The following is a 17,521-nucleotide window of genomic DNA, read 5'->3' as shown; positions in this document are numbered from 1 at the left end:
GCATGACCGCTCAGTGGTTGCGCCAAGTGTCGCTGATCGTGGCAGACGACGCTGGTAATGGCTTGGACCTATCCCAAATGCGGGTGCGGTTCACCGTTACCCGAGGCGACATCAGGACGCCCCACAGTGCAGTCATCAGGGTCAACAACCTGGCGGCGAAGACGGCGCAACGGATCGAGAAGGAGTTCACGCGGGTTCAACTGCAGGCTGGATACCCAGGGACGATGAGTTCAATCTTCCAGGGCGAAATCGTGCAGAAGCGAGTGGGCCGGGAAGATCCGTTATCGACATACCTGGATGTGGTAGCCGCGGACGGCGACCAGGCGTTCAATTTCGGCGTGATCAACACCACGCTGGCGGCAGGTTGGACGCAGCAGGATGTCTATCAGGCGCTCCTCAAGGCCATGAAGCCGTATGGCATCGTCGCTGGCTTCGCCCCGCCATTCCCCAGTGTGCAGGGGGCGCGCGGCAAGCCCATGTTTGGCATGGTTCGCGACCAACTGCAGATCCTGGCGCAGGCGCTGAACAGCAGTTGGTATGTGCAGGATGGCAAGCTGAACATCGTGCCGCTGTACGGGTACATCGACGGCGATGCCACCGTCTTGACGTCCAAGACCGGCATGGTCGGCATGCCTCAGAAGAACCTCAATGGCGGCATCGGCGTCCGGTGCCTCCTCAACCCCGCTATCGCGCCGGGCCGGCTCATTCAGTTGGATAACGCATCCATCCAGGACGCGGCGATATCGGTCGACTACACGGCGATCAATTTCGTGCCGGAAACGGACGCCGACGGCTTTTACCGCGTGCTGGCCGTGAACCACATCGGCGACACGCGCGGGCAGGAATGGTATTCGGAGATCGTCTGCCTGGCGCGGGACGACCCCGGGCCGCCGAATGCCGCACTACTGGGATTTGTGAATGGATAGCCGAGAACGGTACGACGATCCGGAAGAAGCGCTGCGCGCGGCGTTCCGGGGCATGCGCGCGGGCGTCTGGACGTCCTTGCCGGCAATCGTGCAGAGCTACGACCCGGCGAACGGGACCGTAACAGTACAGCCCGCAATCCAAGGCGTACAGCAGGCGCCGGACGGCAGCGTGTCGGCAATCGAATACCCGTTGCTGCCCGACGTGCCGGTGTGCTTTCCGCGTGGCGGCGGTTGCACGCTCACCTTCCCCATCGCCGAGGGCGACGAGTGCATCGTCATCTTCTCCGCGCGCGCGATCGATGCTTGGTGGCAGTCCGGGCACGTGCAGGCGCCGACCGAGCCACGCATGCATGACATGGCGGACGGCTTCGCGCTGGTGGGCCCATTCTCCCAGGCAAAGATGATCGGGAGCGTCCGCACCGACGCAGTTCAGCTTCGCGCGGATGATGGCCTGTCATACGTCGAACTGGTCCCGGCCGCCGGCCAAGTCAATATCGTCGCGCCAGGCGGCTTCAACGTCGTGGCGCCGACCATAGGCCTTATCGCCGCAGAAAGCGGAGCTTCGGACGTTTCCATGACGGGGAACTTCAACCTGACCGGCACGTTGACGGCGAACGGCAAACGCATCGATGACACGCACCGCCACGGGGGCGTGCAGACGGGAAGTTCCAATTCCGGCACCGTCGTATAGGAGCGGCAATGCGATATCGAAAACTGACGGCCGACGGAGACTATTCCTTCGGCCAGCAGCAGGCCGACTTCTACCGCGACGTGCCTGAAGCGGTCGCCCAGGCAGTGCTGACGCGCCTGGAATTGTTCACCGGCCAGTGGTTCCTCGATAACACCGAGGGAACGCCCTGGCGCACCGACGTCCTGGGAAAGTACACGCAGGACAGCTATGACAGCGTCATCCAGGCGCGAATCCTGGATACCCCGGGCGTTACCCAGATCGACGCCTATTCGAGCAGCAGGGACGCCGACAAGCGCTCCGTATCCGTCGCTGCCACCATCAGCACCGCCTACGGGCAAACCACCATCACGACGACACTATGATCACCAGCACCGCCGCGGTCATATCCGCCACCGGCATCACGGCGCCGTCGTACCAGGACATCCTGGATTTCTTGAAGGCGCAGTTCCAAGCGATCTACGGGGCGGACGTGTACCTGGAGCCCGACAGTCAGGATGGCCAGTTCCTGTCGATCATCGCGATGGCGATCAACGACACGAACAACGCCGCCATCCAGGTCTTCACGTCGTTCAGCCCGTCCAGCGGCCAGGGGGCGGCGCTTTCCAGCAACGTCAAGATCAACGGCATCGCGCGGGCGGCGGCGTCCTTCTCGACATGCGATGTCGTGATCGTCGGCCAGGCAGGCACCATCATTACCGACGGCGTTATCCAGGACGCGCAGCTCCTAAACCGCTGGAGCCTGCCGGCGTCTGTGCTGGTCCCGCTATCCGGCGAGATCACCGTCACCGCAACGTGCGACACCATCGGCGCCGTCAGCGCAACCGCTGGCACGCTGACCAAGATCGCCACGCCGACGCGCGGCTGGCAGACCGTCACAAACCCGGCGGCGGCCACTCCCGGCCAGCCGGTGGAGACTGACGCGGTGCTGCGGCAGCGGCAGACCGTATCTGTCGCTCTCCCCTCCCGGACGGTGCTGGATGGTACCGTCGGTGCCGTCGCAGCGGTCGATGGCGTGGCGCGGTACCGGGCGTACGAGAACGACACGAACGCAACGGACTCGAACGGTATCCCGTCGCACAGTATTTCCCTGGTCGTGGACGGCGGCGATGCGCAAGAGATCGCTCAGGCTATCGCGGCGAAGAAGACGCCAGGCACTGGCACTTATGGAACGACGACCGAGACCGTGATCGACATCTACGGCATCGCGCACCCGATTAAATTCTTCCGGCCGACGACCGTAACCATCACGGCAGCCGTGACGATCAAGGCGCTGACGGGCTACACCACGGCCGTGGGCGATGCCATCAAACAGGCGATCGCCGATTATGTGAACGGCGTGGAGATCGGTGGCGGCCAAAGCGGTTCCGTGGAGTGGGGCGATGCCATCACTGCAGCCAACTCGATCGGCGGCGGTGTGACGTTCAAGATGGCGTCCCTCACGCTCAACGGGCCAGGCGGTGCCGGCGCTCCTGATGTGCCGCTTGCGTTCAACCAGGCGGCCACCATGACCGTGGCCGGCGTGACCCTCACGGTGACCTGATATGGCGGACGTTGATAAATACCTCGACCTCATCACGGCGGAGCATCGCGACAAGCCCAACTTCTCGGCCATGGTCGGCGCGGTGTCGCAGTGCTTTGTCGACGCCCAGGCTGTCTTTGGTCAGATGGTCACCGCCTACGACCTCGACTCCGCTATCGGGAAACAACTCGATGCTGTGGGCGAATGGGTCGGTATCTCTCGCAATGTGCAGACGCTGCTGACCGGCGTCTATTTCTCGTTCGACATCGACGGCCTCGGCTTTGATCAAGGCGTCTGGCAAGGGCCATTCGACCCAGATAGCGGCGTCACGTCGCTGGACGACGACACGTACCGCCTCCTCATTCGCGCGAAGATCGGGGCAAATCATTGGGACGGGACGCTCGAAGGGTCGGCCCAGATCCTGAACCTGATCTTCGGAGGGACCGGCACCTACGTGTTCATCCAGGACAACGGCGATATGTCGATCGATATCGGAGTAGCCGGCACGCGGCCGACTGCAATCTTCCTGGCGCTGCTCACCGGCGGCTACATCCCAATCAAGCCCGAAGGCGTGCGCGTTAACTATTACATCGTCCCCAACATTGACGGCCCGCTCTTCGGGTTCGACGTCAGCAACGAGTACATCTCAGGCTTCGACACCGGGGTCTGGGGTGGGCTATATGCAAGCTGAAAGGAGCTTCTGTGGCAACCAATGATTATCTCCCCTTCGGCACCGGGGCTGGCTCGAACGTCATCGCTCAGGCGGATTACGTGGCCCTGGCCGCTCGCGTTGCTGGTTTCTCTGCTGGCGTGGCAAAGTCCAACCAGCTGAACAAGACTTGGCGCCAGTCGTCTGTCATTGCAGCGATGATTGCCCAGTTCACGTCCGACACGCTCGCGCAGGATGTGCTGGACGATGGCGATTTAGCGGCCCTGCAGGCCAAGTTCTCCGCGGCCCTGTTGAGCGCTGCGCCAGGCCGGCTTCTGGCGATTCGCACCTTCACCGCGAACGGCACTTACACGCCCACCGCTGGAACCAAGTCGATCATCGTTGAGGTCGTCGGCGGCGGTGGCGCCGGCGCGGGTGCGATAGCAACGACTGCCTCTACGTCGTCCGGCGGCGGTTCTGGTGGTTCTGGTGCGTATGCGAAAGCGCGCTTCACTTCGGGTTTCAGCGGCGTTGCAATTACGATCGGTGCGGGCGGCACGGCCGCAGCTGGGGCACCCGGGGGAGCGGGTGGTACCACATCGTTCGGGGCTTTGGTCACCTGCCCAGGGGGGCGTGGTGGCTCTATCGGGACCCAGATATCGAGCGGGTCCACAAACATTTCTGGCGCCGGCGGCCTTAACTCAACGGCCCCTTCCGGTGGGAATATCCTTGCCACACCTGGCATAAGCGGACAAGCCTGCCTAATTTCGGCTGCAGGTTCATTCATTGGCGCGGGAGGCAGCAACCCAATTGGATCTGGAGGTCAGGGTTACTCCGCCCCTGGAAGCGCCACCGCTGGGACGAACGGTGGTGGTGGAAGCGGCGGCTTGAACGGGGTGTCCAGTGCGGCCACCCCGGGCGGTGCTGGAGGCGCAGGCCTCGTCGTCGTGTTCGAATTTTCTTGATCTGACAGGAGCGAAATATGCACTACTACGCTTACGTCATTGACGGGGTTGTGATCGAAATAATCACGCCGATGACTGACGAAAACGGTGATGAAATTCCAGTCGAACAGCGGTATCACCCCGATTTCGTCAAGGAACTCGTCGACATCACGAATGTGTCGCCCCGTCCGGAGCAGTCCTGGACCTATGACGGCGCGACCTTCCTTCCGCCCATTACGCCCTGATCAGCGGGCAGCAATTAACGGCGACGTTGGCGTTTGCGTCGACCCACGCAAACGCCGATATAGCGGAACCTCAATGTATCGCGCCAGCAGTTGAGATACCACGAGTGCTACTGCGCAAAATAGCGCGAAACGTGGCCAGAACGGAATCCTGTCCAGGCCTGTCATCTTGAGCGCGCCGAGAAGCGGTAGGTGGATCAGGTAGAGGGAATAGCTTACGGATCCAAGCCAGTTCATGGGCTTGGAAGATAGCGCCGTTGCCACTGCGCTGCCAGAGGTTGCGCATAGGTAGATGAGAATCGGCATACAGGACAATGCGATGATTTCCTGATATCCACGACTACCCCAGATAATCGTCACCAAAATCACAACCAGCAGAAAACCTTCAATGGCTGGGGTCCAAGAGCGCCAGCGCGTGTTGATGCCCGCGGGTGAAGCACTGAGCAAGCGGTACACGGCGACGCCGGCAAGGAGGCCTGCGGCCGTGCTGAGCGCTGCGGAGTTGATATGTGGGGCGATGGGATAGAAAGGACGCTCAAAGGTGCCCACGACCAGGAATGTCGCTGCGTAGGCGCCAATGGATAGCGCCAAGGCCGCCATGCCCGACAGCCGCCGTATGGCGAATGGAAGTATCAACAGGCCGATCCAGAACTCCGTCGAAATGGACCAGCTCACGACGTTCCAACTGAAACTCACCGCTTGGAGAAGGAGCAGGTTCGCAACCGTATCGAAGACGAAATTTCCGCTGGATGGGATCGAGCCGTAGATTTTTCCGATGAACAGCCCGGCCGCAGCCATAGATAGCAGGTGCATCGGATAAAGGCGGGCGAAGCGTTGTCGGGCGAAGGCCCAGAACGGCAATTCGCCCGAGATCATACGATTCCCAAGGCCGCAGCCAAGCGCCACACCCGACAAGATGAAGAAGAATTGGACGGCTAGGGCGAGGTTGAGAAAATATCCAGGCCCATACGGGTAATAGATCAGGAAAAAATGGCCACACATCACGACAGCAGCAAAAATTCCACGTAGGCCGTCGAGCGATCGAATCCGTTGGTTTTCCATAGTCAGCTGTAATAGTTTGCGCAAATTCTAAAACCAAACCCGCTCCGGCGGGTTTTTTTACGCCTGGAGAAAGCATGGCTCGCATTTCAGCAGTAGAGGCCGGCGGCCGAAATGTCCTGGCGTTCCTGGACATGCTGGCGTATTCGGAAGGTACCGACAACGGTCGGCAGCCTACCAATGACCATGGCTATGACGTCGTCGTGGGCGGCCAGACGTTCCTGGGCTATGACGACCACCCGCGCATCTTCGTGAGCCTGCCGCAACTCGGCATCAAGTCCAGTGCGGCCGGCCGGTACCAGTTGCTCGCGCGGTATTGGGATGCATACCGGGTGCAGTTGAAGTTGAAAGGCGGCTTCACTCCCGAGAACCAGGACCGCGTGGCGATACAGCAGATCCGTGAATGCCGCGCGATCCCGGACATTCAAGCGGGGCGCTTCGACGCCGCGGTGGTGAAAGTGAAAAGGATCTGGGCGAGCCTGCCCGGGGCCGGCTATGGCCAGCACGAGCAGGACTTGGCGACGCTGCGCGCGATCTATACGCGCGCCGGCGGCGAACTGGGGGCATAAACGGATGGAAACTGGTGCACAGGAGCTGATCGGGGGATACGGCAGCCTGATCGCTGTCATTGGCTTGGTGCTCAGCAGCGCCTGGACGACCTACAAGAACAACAAGCTGGACAGGAGCGCGAACAGCGCGGTGCAGGAGGGATGGACGCGGCTGAGCAGCCTTCTGGAAAAGGCCGAGGCGCGGGCCCGGCTCGCGGAGGAACGTGCGGACATGTTCGCCAAGGAGCGGAATGACCTAGTTCTGGAGCTGGGCGAGCTGCGAGGCGAGGTTGCCCGGCTGCGCGGCCAGGTGGAATTGCTGACGCGCGAGCTCGCGCAACGGGGGTTGACGAATGTCGCTAACCAGCAGGGCTAAGGCCTACCAGTTTTTTGCGAAGCATCGGCCGACGATCGCCGCCTTCACCAATGGCGTCACCAGCACGCTTATCGCCGTGGCCGGTGGCATCACCGGGTACTCCATCGCCCATATTGAGGCAGTGCACCTGCTCCAGGCTCAGGCGGCGCGCCACACGCAGGAGATCCTGCAGGTGCGCGACCAGTACGGCGCCAAGGCGCAGGACACGCGCGACGCCGTGAAGCAAGCGGCCGATGCCACCAGCGATGCTGCCAAGGCCACGGCCAAGATCGCAGAGCAGATGGCCGCGCCGGCGTCGACAGCAAAAAAGGAAGCGGCCAAGGCGCAACAGGCCGCCTCCGACGCAAAGGACGCGGCCGATCGCGCGCGGGCCGCTGAGCAGAAGGTCCAGCAGATATTCCCGCCCGGCTACAAGCCGCCGATACCTGACCGCGACCCGCGCATACCCGCCGATGGCGACGTGCCCGACTGGCTCAACGTCAACTGATTTCCCCTCGCCGCCTCCGGGCGGCTTTTTCTTTTGGAGTTGTCATGTCCGTGAAAGAGAAATTGCTGGCCTGCGTGCTGGCTGCGTTGTTCGTCCTGGCCATCGTGGCCGTCTACGCCGTGCTGGTGATCGAGGGCAAGACCGACGTCAATCCGCTGCTGGTCCTGCTGTCGTCCCTGGTAACGGCGGTGGTGGGCTGGGTCAGCGGTCTGGCCGGCCATGCATCGGCAACCGCGGCAGCGGCCCAGGCGGCGGGTGGCGCGCCGAGTACGCGTGTCGATCTCCAGGCGCCGCTGGTATCCGTGACTACGCCCCCCGCCCCCGGCCCGGAACCAGCGGCGCCGGCCGCCACGACGAGCCTGCAATGATCCGCGCCGCCTGCGCGCTGGCGCTGGCCATCCTGACGGGGTGCGCCAGCCTGACGGACGCCGGCATCGCGCACTACCAGGTCAGCACGTTCTACGACCAGGGCGCCGGCCGGGTGCTGTGCTGCCGCGCGGATATCCGCAACGGCAAGAACATCGACCGCGTCGAGCTGCACGTCCGCCGCACGGCCGATGACGACTGGACCGTCGACCTCACCGAAGTCCGCATCGACGCATCGACCGGCCAGGGCATTGCCGCCCAGGCTGCCAGCGGTGTCGCCGGTGCAGTCACCAGCGCGGCCACGTCGGCCGCATCCATCCTCAAATAGGGAAATTTTCATGAAGCGCTTTATCCTGGCGGCCCTGGTGGCCGCTTTTGCATTGGCCGGCTGCGCGTCGCAGCAGGCATCCAGCCTGCAGGGCAAGATCGCCGCGGCGTGCCCGGTCGTCCAGGTCGCCGTCGCGGATGTTCAGGCGCTGGGCGCGAGCCTGCCGGCCGACGTCCAGGCGAAGATTGCCACCCAGGCGCCGGTCATTGCCGCTGTGTGCGCCGGCAACGCCACCATCGACACGTCCAGCCTGGCAGCCGTGGTGCAGACCGGCCTGCCGGCCCTGATCGCGGACGTGAATGCGACCACGCTGTCCGCCGCCGACAAGGCCAAGGTGGTGACGGCCCTGGCGCTGGCGCAGATTGCGCTGACGGCGGTGGTTCAGGCTCAGCCTCAGCCGACGGCCAGCGTCGCGCCCGCGCCGCAATGAGCCGGTTCCTGACGCAACTATCGGTGCGTCGGGTGGACGAGCGGGATATCGGCAAATGGGTGTTGAATCAGCCGCTCGTCTACGAGTCTGACGTCGCCGGCGAGACCATCACGGTTCCCGAGGACTTTTCGACCGATTTCGCCTCAGTCCCCCGCTGGTTACCGCTGGCGTTCGCGTGGCTGGGCGGCCACGGGGATTCGGCGGCGACGGTGCACGATTGGCTCTACACCACGAAGCCGGTCTCCCGCCGCATGGCCGACATGGTCTTGCGCGAAGCCCTGCGGGCATCCTACGTCGCGCGCTGGCGCATTCCCCTCTTCTATTGGGGCGTTCGCCTATTTGGCTGGACGCACTGGCGCTGACCCTGGCGTGTCAACTTTCGTTTGGCCGGGCGCGCCGCCTGGGTTTCATCAACAGATCGTCTTTCAGCTCGCCCAGCTCAACAACGCAGGGCTCGACGGCCAAGTTATCCAGAAATTCCTGCCACACACCGTCCAGGCAGCTACCCGGCTTTTTCAGGTTGTCGCGCAACTGATGCGCAGTCAGCGCCAGTGCTCGCAAGCGCTTGATCTCGAACAGCAGCGCGAGCACGTCCTCCCATACGACCGTGTCCTGGTATGCACAGGGCGCACGCTGCGAGCACGCCTCATAGCGCGCGCGGATCTTGGCAAGGTCGTCGGCCGTGAGAGGGGCGCGGAATGGCATGAGGCACGCTGAAAAATACTGTATGGATAAACAGTATATCGCGCAGTTCTCAGGCGGGCGCTTCGTCCTTGGTGACGGGTTCCGCCACCAATTTATCGGCGGGGTATGGCGCCATGAAATCGCCGGCCTCGCCAGGCTTGGCCGTCAGCCATGCATCGAAGGCGCCGAAGGGCAAGATCACGACCATGCGCTTTTCGTCGCCAGGCCGGTGATAGTCCTTGAACAGCGGGTGCTGGTCGGCGTTGATGGTCAGCATGGTGAAGCTGTCGACCAGTTCGCCCGCGGCGTTCCGGTAGCTATCCCACAGCCCTGCGATACCCAGAGGCGCGCCGTCGACGCGCGTGAACCTGGTGGGCACCGCCTTGCCGCTGCGCCAGTCCGGCTCGAACACCGATTCGGCCGGGATGATGCAATGCTGGCCGCGGCGCCACGCGTTCCCGAAGGTGAAGGACTTGGCGGCCGTCTCTGAGCGTGCGTTGAAGGTCGAAAGCTTTTCCGCCTTCGCCAGGCCATCGGCCTTCGTCATCCCTGACACCAGCCCCCAGCGCCCGATGACCGCCTCGCGCTCCGGGACAGCCTCATCACCGGATTCCCATTCAGGGGGCCGGCGCACGAAGATGCCCTGGTACTTCGGCCACATGTCCGCCTTCGGCGGCGGTAGCCCCCGCGCGCGGAAGAACTTCTCCATCTGCTCGGCTTTCTTGACGGCTTGGTAGTGGCTGCACATATCCTAGATCCCAGGCAATTTACCGAGTATATTGCCGAAAAATCTAGGGGATAGGCACGATCACGAGGGAAGAATCCGGGGAAGAATGCGGGGATTTAAGGGGAATGATTGATTCACGATTCCTGATAAATCAATGGCTTAGATCCCCTCTAATCCCCTTCATTCCCGTGCTCTATGGGTTCGAGCCCCATCAGCCACCCCACCGAATTCAAGAAAATCAGGCACTTAGGCGCAAGCCCAAGTGCCTTTTTCTTTTCACGTCTCGCGGTGAAGCCGGCCTTGGCCGCCCCGGCAAACAACGCCGCCGATCAACCACCGCTCAGGAACAGCTTGTCGCAGTAGTCGCCCAGCAACTCGGCGTACACGATGTTCTTGTTGGCGTCGGTCTCGAAAAACATGCGGCAGGTTTCGCCTTGCTGGGTGTAATACCCCGTCGGCGCCGTGTTGTCCTGGTAGACCGGACGTTCCCCCTGGCCGCCGCCGGCCGGCAGTACCGTGACCAGCGTCTTGCCGGTCGACTCCGTGCCGGTCTGCACGAAACGCTGGTGCTGGGTGGAGCCGTAGCGGCTCCAGGTGTGCCCATAGCGCGGGTTTTGCGGGGTGCCGATGTTGGGATTGGTGGCCGAGCCGCCTTGATGATCTTCAGGGCCGAACCGGGAGACGACCTCAGCAAGGTTCTTGCCAACCATGCTGTTCGTGTAACGCTCCATCTTGTCGGCAGGCGGGGTATATACGCACCCAGCCAGCAAGACGAAACCCAGGGCGGCGGAACAGGCGCACATGCTGCGGCGGATCATGAGGTTCTTTTTGCGTAGCCCGAAAGCGCAGATTCTATTTCCCGCCCAACCGTCCAGGAAACCGTAAGCGCAAAAAAATGTAACTTCAATAGCTGACGCCATACCGAAACCTGGATTGGCCAAGCGTAAGAGTTACTCACGGACCCACGTTCCAGGACCGTATTCATGTCACACTTCGGTCCTTTCATGTTCGAGTGTGGCGGTTACAAAGCCATTGCGCTTGCGCTAGCAATATTGCCGGAGTGCAATTTGGAATTGAATATCACCGAGATCATGGCGAAGCTGCCGCATCGCTATCCCATGCTCCTCATAGACAGGGTTCTTGAACTGGTCCCCCAAGAACGCATCGTGGCCATCAAGAACGTCTCCGCGGGCGACAGTTTTACCCACGGCATCGAAGGCGGCGCCGCACCCATGCCAGGCACGTTGATCCTGGAAGCCATGGCACAAGGGGCCGGTCTGTTCTCGTTCGCCGAAGAGGGCGCGGGCAAGGACGACCACGAGCGTCCTGAAGAAGCCGGTACCGTCTATTACTTCCTCGGCGTGGACGACGCCACTTTTCACCAGCCGGTGATCGCAGGCGACTGCCTGCGCCTGGACGTGCGGGCTCTGCGCCTGAGCCGCTCCATCTGCAAATACAAAGGACTGGCCTACGTCGGCGACACCCTGGTCGCCGAAGCTACCCTGCTGTGCGCCATCCGGTCGAGATAGCCCACGGCAACCCCATGCTCCAGGTCAACGGTTAACCAGATGCTTCGGCAACCGATAAGCCAGGACCGCACCCACCACGGCGATACCCGCGATGAAGTAGATGCCGCCCGCCGTGGAGTGCGTTGCGTCTTTGACGATCCCCATCAGGTAGGGGCTGACGAAACCGCCCAGGCCGCCAAGCGAGTTGATGACGCCGATCGCCGCCGCCATGCCCACGCCCCCCAAGAACAGGCTGGGCAACATCCACATCATGGTCGTCGCCATGAAGACACCCGCGGTGCCCACCGTCAATGCGGCAAGCGCGGCAACCGGGTTCGCATGCAGCAAAGCGCTGCCCGCCAGCCCGGTGGCGGACACGATGAAACCGAAGATCAAATGCCAGCGGCGCTCCAGCCGGCGGTCCGATGAACGCGCAATCAGATTCAACGCGATGGCACCGGCAAGAAAGGGAATCGCCGACAACAGGCCGATGATCAAGGGATCCTGATAACCAAGATCCTTCACCAACGTCGGCAGCCAGAAGCTCACGCCATAGTTGCCGATCGCCTGGCAGATGCACAGCGCCACCATGGCCCAGACCCGCGCATCCTTGAGCATCACCAGGATGGTGGGATGAAACCCGCCCATCCCGTCCTTGGCCCTGGCATCGGCATCCAGATCCGCATGCACGCGCTTTTTTTCTTCCTCAGTCAGCCACCTGGCCTGCGCCGGCGTATCGGTGAGCAACCAGGGCACCAGCAGCGCCATCAGCACCGACGGGCAGCCCTCCATGAGGAACAGCCACTGCCATCCCGCCAACCCCGATGAATCGTGCATGCCATGCATGATCCAGCCGGACAACGGCGCGCCGACGACACCCGACAAGGGAATCGCCGCCATGAACAAACCCAGCATGCGGCCACGCACCCGCGACGGAAACCAGAACGTCAGGTACAGCACGATGCCAGGAAAGAAGCCCGCCTCGGCCGCGCCCAGCAGGAAACGCAACACATAGAACTGCGTGGGCGTCTGCACGAAGGCGAAGCACATCGACAGCAAGCCCCACAGCAGCATGATGCGCATGATGGTCTTGCGCGCACCCACCTTCATCATCCAGACATTGCTGGGCGCCTCGAAGATCAGGTAGCCGATGAAGAACAGGCCGGCCCCCAGGCCGTATGCGGTCTCTGAAAAGCCCAGGTCCTGCAGCATCTGCAGCTTGGCGAATCCCACGTTCACGCGGTCGAGATACGCGAACAGGTAGCAGATAATGAGAAAAGGTAGAACCTTCCAGGCGATCTTGCGATACACAGCCTGCGCTGCGGGTTCCATCGCATCGGTTCGCGGCACGGTCGCGGCTTGCGCAACGGCTGCTGCATTCGGCATGTCATTCCCCTTGGTGAAGATCCGTGGTTCCCGCGGCACGCCCATGACGGCGTGCCGCATGACCCGGATGTTGATTCGACGCCACCCCGTGTTGCCGGACATGGCGCATAGCTGACGATGCGTGTTTGATTATGCCGTGCAAGGGGACACGGCACCGACTGTCATTTTTTATCGGCAGGATCAAAAACCTGGATCGTCCCGCCACGATGACGCGCCGCCGCGTCTCGCGCCAGGGCACATATTTCCCGCTTCAACGCATTATTGGAGGTACCTTCCAGGTACACGGCGTGATAGTCGAGCTGCGGCAATACCACCGACGTATCCAGCGCCCGCAAAACGCCGGCGTCGATCGCGTCTTTTACCAACACCGATGACAAAGCACCTATGCCCCGGCCCGCATGCACCATATCGATGATGGTCTGCACGGAAGAAACGCCCCAGATCCGGATATCGGACAGGTCAAGCGCTTCACGTATGGACGCAAGAACATTGGTACTGAGCAGCGTATACGCCGGCCAGGTAATGATGGGGTACCGCGTAAACAGCTCGTCGTCCACCCGCGGCGCGTTATTGTCCCGGCCGCTCGCGCCATCGCCCGCGACACCGCACGCGCCCCCGGCGGCATCGGCGGGATCATGCCCTGCGCCGGCCAGTCCCTGCGCCACCACGAAGCACACCTCGTAACTGCACAGCTTCGTTCCGTGCACGCCATCGTTGGAGATGGCTTCCGTCATCAAGGCCAGGTCGATGTCCTGCGCGAGCAAGCGCTGGCGCAGCTCCGGCGAATTGTCGACGGCGATGTCGATGATGAGGTTGGGATAGCGCCCGTTGATATCCTCGATCAGGCTGGACAGCCAGGTCCGCACCAGCGTCTCGGACGTCCCTATCGTGAACTTGCCGCGCAGGGCCGCGGGTTGCGCGACTGCCGCCAGCAATTCGTCACGAACTTTCAGCAGCCGCTCGGCATACTCGACCAGCAGCGCGCCGCGCGCCGTCAGCGTGGCGCGGCGGCGATTGGCATCGAACAGCTCGACACCCAGTTCCTGTTCCAGCTGGGCGATGCGGGCCGAAATGGCGGGCTGGGTCGTATGCAACTTGGTCGCGGCCGCGCGAAAGCCGCCCAGTTTCGCGACCCAGTAGAACGTTTCGAAAGTCCGCAAGTCCCGCATATCGCCCGCCACCCCCCAAATAAGTAGACGCCGCACGCATGCGCATGCGGCGGCGCCGACTCATTCTAGGTGCAATATTCGCGGGCCTACAACACGGCGAAATCCGAATTGCGTAAATCCGTAACCAGCATGTGGGCAGGCGCATGCGTGATGCAGAAATCCAGCCCGGCGGCTTCGACCACCGCCTGCGGCGTCACGCCGCAAGCCCAGAACACGGGCAGTTCGCCAGCTTCCATCGGCACGGCCGTGCCGTAATCCGGCTTGTCGATGTCGGCAATGCCGATGGATTCCGGCAGGCCGATATGCACGGGCGCGCCGTGGACCGCGGGCATGCGCGAGGTGATCTGGATGGCGCGGATGGCTTCGGCCGGCTTGAACGAACGCATGGATACGACCAGGGGTCCGGCAAAGGGACCGGCGGGGATCGTGGGAATCGACGTGCGGTACACGGGCACATCACAGCCGCGTTCGTGATGGTGCAGCGTCAGGCCGGCCCGCAGCAATTCATCCTCGAAGGAAAAGGAGCAACCCAGCAGGAAGGCCACGAGGTCGTCGCGCCAATAGTCCTTGATGTCCGGCACTTCCCGCTCCAGGGCGCCGTTGCGCCAGATCCTGTACTTAGGCAGATCGGTGCGAATGTCGATGTCCTTGCCCAGTTGCGGCAAGCGCCAGTCACCGGCATCGGAACTTCCCAGCAGCGGGCACGGCTTCGGATTCAAGGAGCAGAACCGCAGGAAATCCGTGGCTTGCGCGGACGGCAGGATTGCCAGGTTGGCCTGCACATACCCGGGCGCCAGGTTCGACGTCTGGGTGGTGTGCTGGCGTGAGCGTATCAGTTGGCGCGCTTCGTAGCCTGTATTTGCAGCGGTGCTCACCGTGCTCCCCTTCATATGGATGAAGAAAAGATTATGGACAGCCCCTCGGCCCTGGCGCCAACTCTCATTTTTGATCGCCGCAATTTGAAAAAATGATCAAGGCGCTGTCTATACTCTGGCATCCAACCGGAGCCAGCCATGATGACCCATGACGTCCTGATTGCTGTCTGCATCTTCGTGTTGATCTCTCTCAGCGCCTGCGCGGGCCTGTACCTGCGCAAGGTGCTTCCCCAGCATCACGTCAGTACGGAATCCACGGACGCCATCAAGCTGGCCACCGGACTGGTGGCGACCTTGGCCGCATTGGTGCTGGGTCTGCTGGTGTCGTCGGCCAAGCACACGCTCGACGAAGTGAATGGCGAGCTGGTGCGCAATGCCGCCCACATCATGCAGCTGGACCAGTTGCTGGAGTCCTACGGCGAGGCTGCGCGGCAAGTGCGGCGCGACCTCATCGGCGACTATGCCGAGGCGGTGAACCTGCTATCGGCCAGCAATAGCGCCGACACCGACCTGCTCGCCGGCCAGATCCGGCTGCGGCGCCTGGCCGATTACGAGACCCGGCTGATGGCGCTGCCCGCCGTCGACGATACGCAGCGGCAGATCCGCGCGCAGGCCGTGCAGTTGCAGGGGCAGATCGTCGCCACGCGTTGGCTGGTGCTGCTGCAGCGGGAGGGGGCGGTGTCCGTGCCGCTCATCGTCGTGCTGGTGGCATGGCTGGTCGTTATCTTCATTGCCTTCGGCTTGCTGTCGCCACCCAATGGCGCCGTCATCTGCGGGCTGATCCTGTGCGCGCTATCGGCCGCCGGGGCCATCTTCCTGATCCTGGAAATGGATCGTCCCCTGGACGGGCTGATCCACATCTCCATCACGCCACTGCAAGACGCGATCACGCACCTGCGGGATTGAGGCGCCCGGCCAGGGGCGCCCGGCGAGGGGCCCCGGCCAGGGACGCCCGACCGCGGCGGCGCCGGAGCGTGGCAACTTCTTATTGCGACGCACCAGCGTGGCGCAGGAGCGTGGGCATGGGCGCACCATCCTGTGGCGCTGCGCCGGCCGGAGGCCGGCGCAGCATCCCCATAAACCAAAATACATAAATAAAAACAGCCACTTATAGCAATACCCACCCCTCCAAAAAAGTTGGCATATCGATTGCTTTAACCAGGGTGATGGCCACAGAACCGGCCATCGCCGCGACCAGTGCGCGGCACATGGAACAAAGGCGTTCCGCAGCTCCAGGGCCAGTCCCGGAGCGCGGGACGCCTTTTTTTTCGCCTGGCAGATGACCCACCCCTGGAGCCCTGGAATGAAGCCCCTAGATTCGAAGACGACCCCGACGCCCTCCACCCCGGCCGCCATCGATGCAGGCCGCCGCGACTGGCTGGGCAAAAGCGCCCGCGGCCTGGCCGGCGCCAGCCTGTTGACGCTGGTCGACCCGCTGGTGCGCGCCGGCGCCTGGGCCGCCGGCTCCGATGCCCCGGAAAAAACCGAGGTCAAGATCGGCTTCATTCCCCTCACCGATTGTGCCTCCGTCGTCATGGCCTCGGTGCTGGGCATAGACAAGAAATACGGCGTCAAGATCACCCCCTCCAAGGAAGCTTCCTGGGCCGGCGTGCGCGACAAGCTGGTCAACGGTGAACTGGACTTCTCGCACGTTCTCTACGGCCTGGTCTACGGCGTACACCTGGGCATAGGCGGCCCGAAGAAAGACATGGCCGTCCTCATGGGCCTGAACCGCAACGGCCAGGCCATCACCCTGTCCGAAAAGCTCAAGGAAGCCGGCGCCACCGACGGCGCCTCGCTGGCCAAGGTCATGCAGACGCAGAAGCGTGAATACACCTTCGCCCAGACCTTCCCCACCGGCACGCACGCCATGTGGCTCTATTACTGGCTGGCCGCCGCCGGCATCAACCCCATGCGCGACGCCAAGGTCATCACCGTGCCGCCGCCACAGATGGTCGCCAACATGCGCGTCGGCAATATGGACGGCTTCTGTGTCGGCGAACCGTGGGGCGCGCGCGCCATCGCCGACAAGATCGGCTTCACCGCCATCACCACGCAACAGATCTGGACCGATCACCCCGAAAAGGTGCTGGGCACCACCGCCGACTTCGTCAAGGCCAACCCCAACACGGCCCGCGCCGTCACCGCGGCCATCATCGAAGCGGGTAAATGGATAGACGCCTCGGTCTCCAACCGCCGCCAGACCGCTGAAACCATCGCCGCCAAGTCCTACGTCAACACCGACATGAACACCATCGTCGACCGCATGCTGGGCCGCTACAGCAATGGCCTGGGCAAGACCTGGGACGATCCCGATGCCATGCACTTCTACCAGGACGGCGCGGTCAACTTCCCCTACCTCAGCGACGGCATGTGGTTCCTGACCCAGCACAAGCGCTGGGGCCTGGTGAAAGAGCACCCTGACTACCTGGCCGCCGCCAGGCAGGTCAACCGCATCGATATCTACAAGCAAGCCGCTACCGCCGCCGGCGCCAGCCTGCCCAAGTCCGAGAACCGTTCCTCCAAGCTGTTCGACGGCGTGGTGTGGGACGGCAGCAACCCGGCCGCCTACGCGGACGGCTTCACCGTCAAAGCCTGAGCCCGGAG

At 62.9% G+C, this 17,521-nt stretch carries 24 protein-coding genes; 17 read left to right on the top strand and 7 right to left on the bottom strand.

Annotated features, from left to right (window positions below):
• Positions 1 to 2 precede the first annotated feature (2 nt).
• The 7 genes from CEY05_RS28675 to CEY05_RS28650 are packed head-to-tail and all read left to right on the top strand — an operon-like array spanning position 3 to position 4,974.
• The gene (locus tag CEY05_RS28675) at positions 3 to 926 is read left to right on the top strand and encodes a hypothetical protein (RefSeq protein WP_088600674.1); all 924 of its coding nucleotides are present in this window, start codon (positions 3 to 5) and stop codon (positions 924 to 926) included.
• Complete coding sequence (locus tag CEY05_RS28670) at positions 919 to 1,617, top strand: Gp138 family membrane-puncturing spike protein (protein WP_088600673.1); 699 nt, start codon at positions 919 to 921, stop codon at positions 1,615 to 1,617. Before CEY05_RS28675 ends, CEY05_RS28670 begins: the two co-directional genes overlap by 8 nt.
• An 8-nt stretch (positions 1,618 to 1,625) precedes the next feature.
• Positions 1,626 to 1,979: a hypothetical protein gene (locus tag CEY05_RS28665; protein ID WP_088600672.1), complete on the top strand. Its 354-nt coding sequence runs from the start codon at positions 1,626 to 1,628 to the stop codon at positions 1,977 to 1,979.
• On the top strand, positions 1,976 to 3,157 hold the full coding sequence (locus CEY05_RS28660; protein WP_088600671.1) for a baseplate J/gp47 family protein: 1,182 nt from the start codon (positions 1,976 to 1,978) through the stop codon (positions 3,155 to 3,157). The genes CEY05_RS28665 and CEY05_RS28660 overlap by 4 nt, the downstream gene beginning before the upstream one ends.
• A 1-nt stretch (position 3,158) precedes the next feature.
• Positions 3,159 to 3,827 (top strand): DUF2612 domain-containing protein, encoded by a 669-nt coding sequence (locus CEY05_RS28655; protein ID WP_088600670.1) that lies wholly within the window; start codon positions 3,159 to 3,161, stop codon positions 3,825 to 3,827.
• 11 nt (positions 3,828 to 3,838) lie between these two features.
• Positions 3,839 to 4,750 (top strand): hypothetical protein, encoded by a 912-nt coding sequence (locus tag CEY05_RS31140; protein WP_143220679.1) that lies wholly within the window; start codon positions 3,839 to 3,841, stop codon positions 4,748 to 4,750.
• A 17-nt stretch (positions 4,751 to 4,767) separates the two neighbouring features.
• Positions 4,768 to 4,974 carry a hypothetical protein gene (locus CEY05_RS28650; RefSeq protein ID WP_088600669.1) on the top strand — a complete coding sequence of 69 codons (207 nt, stop codon included), beginning with the start codon at positions 4,768 to 4,770 and terminating at the stop codon, positions 4,972 to 4,974.
• On the opposite strand, the gene CEY05_RS28645 is transcribed toward CEY05_RS28650, so the two are convergent.
• Positions 4,975 to 6,033, bottom strand: a complete 1,059-nt coding sequence (locus CEY05_RS28645; RefSeq protein ID WP_088600668.1) for an acyltransferase — start codon at positions 6,031 to 6,033, stop codon at positions 4,975 to 4,977.
• A gap of 74 nt (positions 6,034 to 6,107) precedes the next feature.
• On the opposite strand from CEY05_RS28645, the gene CEY05_RS28640 reads away from it, so the two are divergent.
• The 7 genes from CEY05_RS28640 to CEY05_RS28610 are packed head-to-tail and all read left to right on the top strand — an operon-like array spanning position 6,108 to position 8,927.
• Positions 6,108 to 6,599, top strand: a complete 492-nt coding sequence (locus CEY05_RS28640) for a glycoside hydrolase family protein (RefSeq protein ID WP_088600667.1) — start codon at positions 6,108 to 6,110, stop codon at positions 6,597 to 6,599.
• A gap of 4 nt (positions 6,600 to 6,603) precedes the next feature.
• Positions 6,604 to 6,954, top strand: coding sequence for a hypothetical protein (locus CEY05_RS28635; protein ID WP_088600666.1), 351 nt, complete (start codon positions 6,604 to 6,606; stop codon positions 6,952 to 6,954).
• Positions 6,932 to 7,441 carry a hypothetical protein gene (locus CEY05_RS28630; RefSeq protein ID WP_088600665.1) on the top strand — a complete coding sequence of 170 codons (510 nt, stop codon included), beginning with the start codon at positions 6,932 to 6,934 and terminating at the stop codon, positions 7,439 to 7,441. Before CEY05_RS28635 ends, CEY05_RS28630 begins: the two co-directional genes overlap by 23 nt.
• Before the next feature lie 44 nt (positions 7,442 to 7,485).
• Positions 7,486 to 7,809 carry a hypothetical protein gene (locus tag CEY05_RS28625; protein ID WP_088600664.1) on the top strand — a complete coding sequence of 108 codons (324 nt, stop codon included), beginning with the start codon at positions 7,486 to 7,488 and terminating at the stop codon, positions 7,807 to 7,809.
• Positions 7,806 to 8,135: a hypothetical protein gene (locus tag CEY05_RS28620; RefSeq protein WP_088600663.1), complete on the top strand. Its 330-nt coding sequence runs from the start codon at positions 7,806 to 7,808 to the stop codon at positions 8,133 to 8,135. Before CEY05_RS28625 ends, CEY05_RS28620 begins: the two co-directional genes overlap by 4 nt.
• Before the next feature lie 10 nt (positions 8,136 to 8,145).
• The gene (locus tag CEY05_RS28615; protein ID WP_088600662.1) at positions 8,146 to 8,565 is read left to right on the top strand and encodes a hypothetical protein; all 420 of its coding nucleotides are present in this window, start codon (positions 8,146 to 8,148) and stop codon (positions 8,563 to 8,565) included.
• Positions 8,562 to 8,927, top strand: a complete 366-nt coding sequence (locus tag CEY05_RS28610) for a DUF1353 domain-containing protein (RefSeq protein WP_088600661.1) — start codon at positions 8,562 to 8,564, stop codon at positions 8,925 to 8,927. The genes CEY05_RS28615 and CEY05_RS28610 overlap by 4 nt, the downstream gene beginning before the upstream one ends.
• Before the next feature lie 10 nt (positions 8,928 to 8,937).
• Here the strand turns inward: CEY05_RS28610 and CEY05_RS28605 are convergent, their stop codons facing one another.
• The 3 genes from CEY05_RS28605 to CEY05_RS28595 form a co-directional block, all read right to left on the bottom strand.
• On the bottom strand, positions 8,938 to 9,270 hold the full coding sequence (locus CEY05_RS28605) for a hypothetical protein (RefSeq protein ID WP_233161759.1): 333 nt from the start codon (positions 9,268 to 9,270) through the stop codon (positions 8,938 to 8,940).
• Positions 9,271 to 9,319: 49 nt separating this feature from the next.
• Positions 9,320 to 9,997: an SOS response-associated peptidase gene (locus CEY05_RS28600; protein WP_088600660.1), complete on the bottom strand. Its 678-nt coding sequence runs from the start codon at positions 9,995 to 9,997 to the stop codon at positions 9,320 to 9,322.
• Positions 9,998 to 10,305: 308 nt separating this feature from the next.
• Positions 10,306 to 10,794 (bottom strand): hypothetical protein, encoded by a 489-nt coding sequence (locus CEY05_RS28595; RefSeq protein ID WP_088600659.1) that lies wholly within the window; start codon positions 10,792 to 10,794, stop codon positions 10,306 to 10,308.
• A 249-nt stretch (positions 10,795 to 11,043) separates the two neighbouring features.
• Between CEY05_RS28595 and fabZ the strand changes: the two genes are divergently transcribed.
• On the top strand, positions 11,044 to 11,505 hold the full coding sequence (fabZ, locus tag CEY05_RS28590) for a 3-hydroxyacyl-ACP dehydratase FabZ (RefSeq protein ID WP_088600658.1): 462 nt from the start codon (positions 11,044 to 11,046) through the stop codon (positions 11,503 to 11,505).
• A 24-nt stretch (positions 11,506 to 11,529) separates the two neighbouring features.
• Here fabZ and CEY05_RS28585 read toward each other — a convergent pair whose 3' ends face one another.
• From CEY05_RS28585 to CEY05_RS28575, 3 genes are all read right to left on the bottom strand, one after another.
• A complete protein-coding gene (locus CEY05_RS28585; RefSeq protein ID WP_088600737.1) occupies positions 11,530 to 12,870 on the bottom strand; it encodes an MFS transporter in 1,341 nt (446 codons plus the stop codon).
• Between the two features lie 161 nt (positions 12,871 to 13,031).
• On the bottom strand, positions 13,032 to 14,030 hold the full coding sequence (locus tag CEY05_RS28580; protein ID WP_158219448.1) for a LysR family transcriptional regulator: 999 nt from the start codon (positions 14,028 to 14,030) through the stop codon (positions 13,032 to 13,034).
• Between the two features lie 95 nt (positions 14,031 to 14,125).
• Complete coding sequence (locus tag CEY05_RS28575; RefSeq protein ID WP_088600656.1) at positions 14,126 to 14,929, bottom strand: putative hydro-lyase; 804 nt, start codon at positions 14,927 to 14,929, stop codon at positions 14,126 to 14,128.
• A gap of 123 nt (positions 14,930 to 15,052) precedes the next feature.
• On the opposite strand from CEY05_RS28575, the gene CEY05_RS28570 reads away from it, so the two are divergent.
• A complete protein-coding gene (locus CEY05_RS28570; RefSeq protein WP_088600655.1) occupies positions 15,053 to 15,820 on the top strand; it encodes a hypothetical protein in 768 nt (255 codons plus the stop codon).
• Positions 15,821 to 16,217: 397 nt separating this feature from the next.
• The gene (locus CEY05_RS28565) at positions 16,218 to 17,513 is read left to right on the top strand and encodes a CmpA/NrtA family ABC transporter substrate-binding protein (protein WP_088600654.1); all 1,296 of its coding nucleotides are present in this window, start codon (positions 16,218 to 16,220) and stop codon (positions 17,511 to 17,513) included.
• The last annotated feature ends 8 nt before the right edge of the window (positions 17,514 to 17,521 follow it).

The sequence above is a fragment of the Achromobacter sp. HZ34 genome (assembly GCF_002209485.1).
GTDB lineage: Bacteria > Pseudomonadota > Gammaproteobacteria > Burkholderiales > Burkholderiaceae_B > Bordetella_C.
The sequence above is the reverse complement of the archived record's forward strand: the minus strand, read 5'-3'. Positions and strand labels throughout refer to the sequence as shown.

What these genes read in the sequence shown, in the direction of transcription:
- CEY05_RS28675 (WP_088600674.1), top strand. Translation starts at nt 3, where the DNA reads ATGACCGCTCAGTGGTTGCGCCAAGTGTCGCTGATCGTGGCAGACGAC.
- CEY05_RS28670 (WP_088600673.1), top strand. Translation starts at nt 919, where the DNA reads ATGGATAGCCGAGAACGGTACGACGATCCGGAAGAAGCGCTGCGCGCG.
- CEY05_RS28665 (WP_088600672.1), top strand. Translation starts at nt 1,626, where the DNA reads ATGCGATATCGAAAACTGACGGCCGACGGAGACTATTCCTTCGGCCAG.
- CEY05_RS28660 (WP_088600671.1), top strand. Translation starts at nt 1,976, where the DNA reads ATGATCACCAGCACCGCCGCGGTCATATCCGCCACCGGCATCACGGCG.
- CEY05_RS28655 (WP_088600670.1), top strand. Translation starts at nt 3,159, where the DNA reads ATGGCGGACGTTGATAAATACCTCGACCTCATCACGGCGGAGCATCGC.
- CEY05_RS28650 (WP_088600669.1), top strand. Translation starts at nt 4,768, where the DNA reads ATGCACTACTACGCTTACGTCATTGACGGGGTTGTGATCGAAATAATC.
- CEY05_RS28645 (WP_088600668.1), bottom strand. Translation starts at nt 6,033, where the DNA reads ATGGAAAACCAACGGATTCGATCGCTCGACGGCCTACGTGGAATTTTT.
- CEY05_RS28640 (WP_088600667.1), top strand. Translation starts at nt 6,108, where the DNA reads ATGGCTCGCATTTCAGCAGTAGAGGCCGGCGGCCGAAATGTCCTGGCG.
- CEY05_RS28635 (WP_088600666.1), top strand. Translation starts at nt 6,604, where the DNA reads ATGGAAACTGGTGCACAGGAGCTGATCGGGGGATACGGCAGCCTGATC.
- CEY05_RS28630 (WP_088600665.1), top strand. Translation starts at nt 6,932, where the DNA reads ATGTCGCTAACCAGCAGGGCTAAGGCCTACCAGTTTTTTGCGAAGCAT.
- CEY05_RS28625 (WP_088600664.1), top strand. Translation starts at nt 7,486, where the DNA reads ATGTCCGTGAAAGAGAAATTGCTGGCCTGCGTGCTGGCTGCGTTGTTC.
- CEY05_RS28620 (WP_088600663.1), top strand. Translation starts at nt 7,806, where the DNA reads ATGATCCGCGCCGCCTGCGCGCTGGCGCTGGCCATCCTGACGGGGTGC.
- CEY05_RS28615 (WP_088600662.1), top strand. Translation starts at nt 8,146, where the DNA reads ATGAAGCGCTTTATCCTGGCGGCCCTGGTGGCCGCTTTTGCATTGGCC.
- CEY05_RS28610 (WP_088600661.1), top strand. Translation starts at nt 8,562, where the DNA reads ATGAGCCGGTTCCTGACGCAACTATCGGTGCGTCGGGTGGACGAGCGG.
- CEY05_RS28605 (WP_233161759.1), bottom strand. Translation starts at nt 9,270, where the DNA reads ATGCCATTCCGCGCCCCTCTCACGGCCGACGACCTTGCCAAGATCCGC.
- CEY05_RS28600 (WP_088600660.1), bottom strand. Translation starts at nt 9,997, where the DNA reads ATGTGCAGCCACTACCAAGCCGTCAAGAAAGCCGAGCAGATGGAGAAG.
- CEY05_RS28595 (WP_088600659.1), bottom strand. Translation starts at nt 10,794, where the DNA reads ATGATCCGCCGCAGCATGTGCGCCTGTTCCGCCGCCCTGGGTTTCGTC.
- CEY05_RS28585 (WP_088600737.1), bottom strand. Translation starts at nt 12,870, where the DNA reads ATGCCGAATGCAGCAGCCGTTGCGCAAGCCGCGACCGTGCCGCGAACC.
- CEY05_RS28575 (WP_088600656.1), bottom strand. Translation starts at nt 14,929, where the DNA reads ATGAAGGGGAGCACGGTGAGCACCGCTGCAAATACAGGCTACGAAGCG.
- CEY05_RS28570 (WP_088600655.1), top strand. Translation starts at nt 15,053, where the DNA reads ATGATGACCCATGACGTCCTGATTGCTGTCTGCATCTTCGTGTTGATC.
- CEY05_RS28565 (WP_088600654.1), top strand. Translation starts at nt 16,218, where the DNA reads ATGAAGCCCCTAGATTCGAAGACGACCCCGACGCCCTCCACCCCGGCC.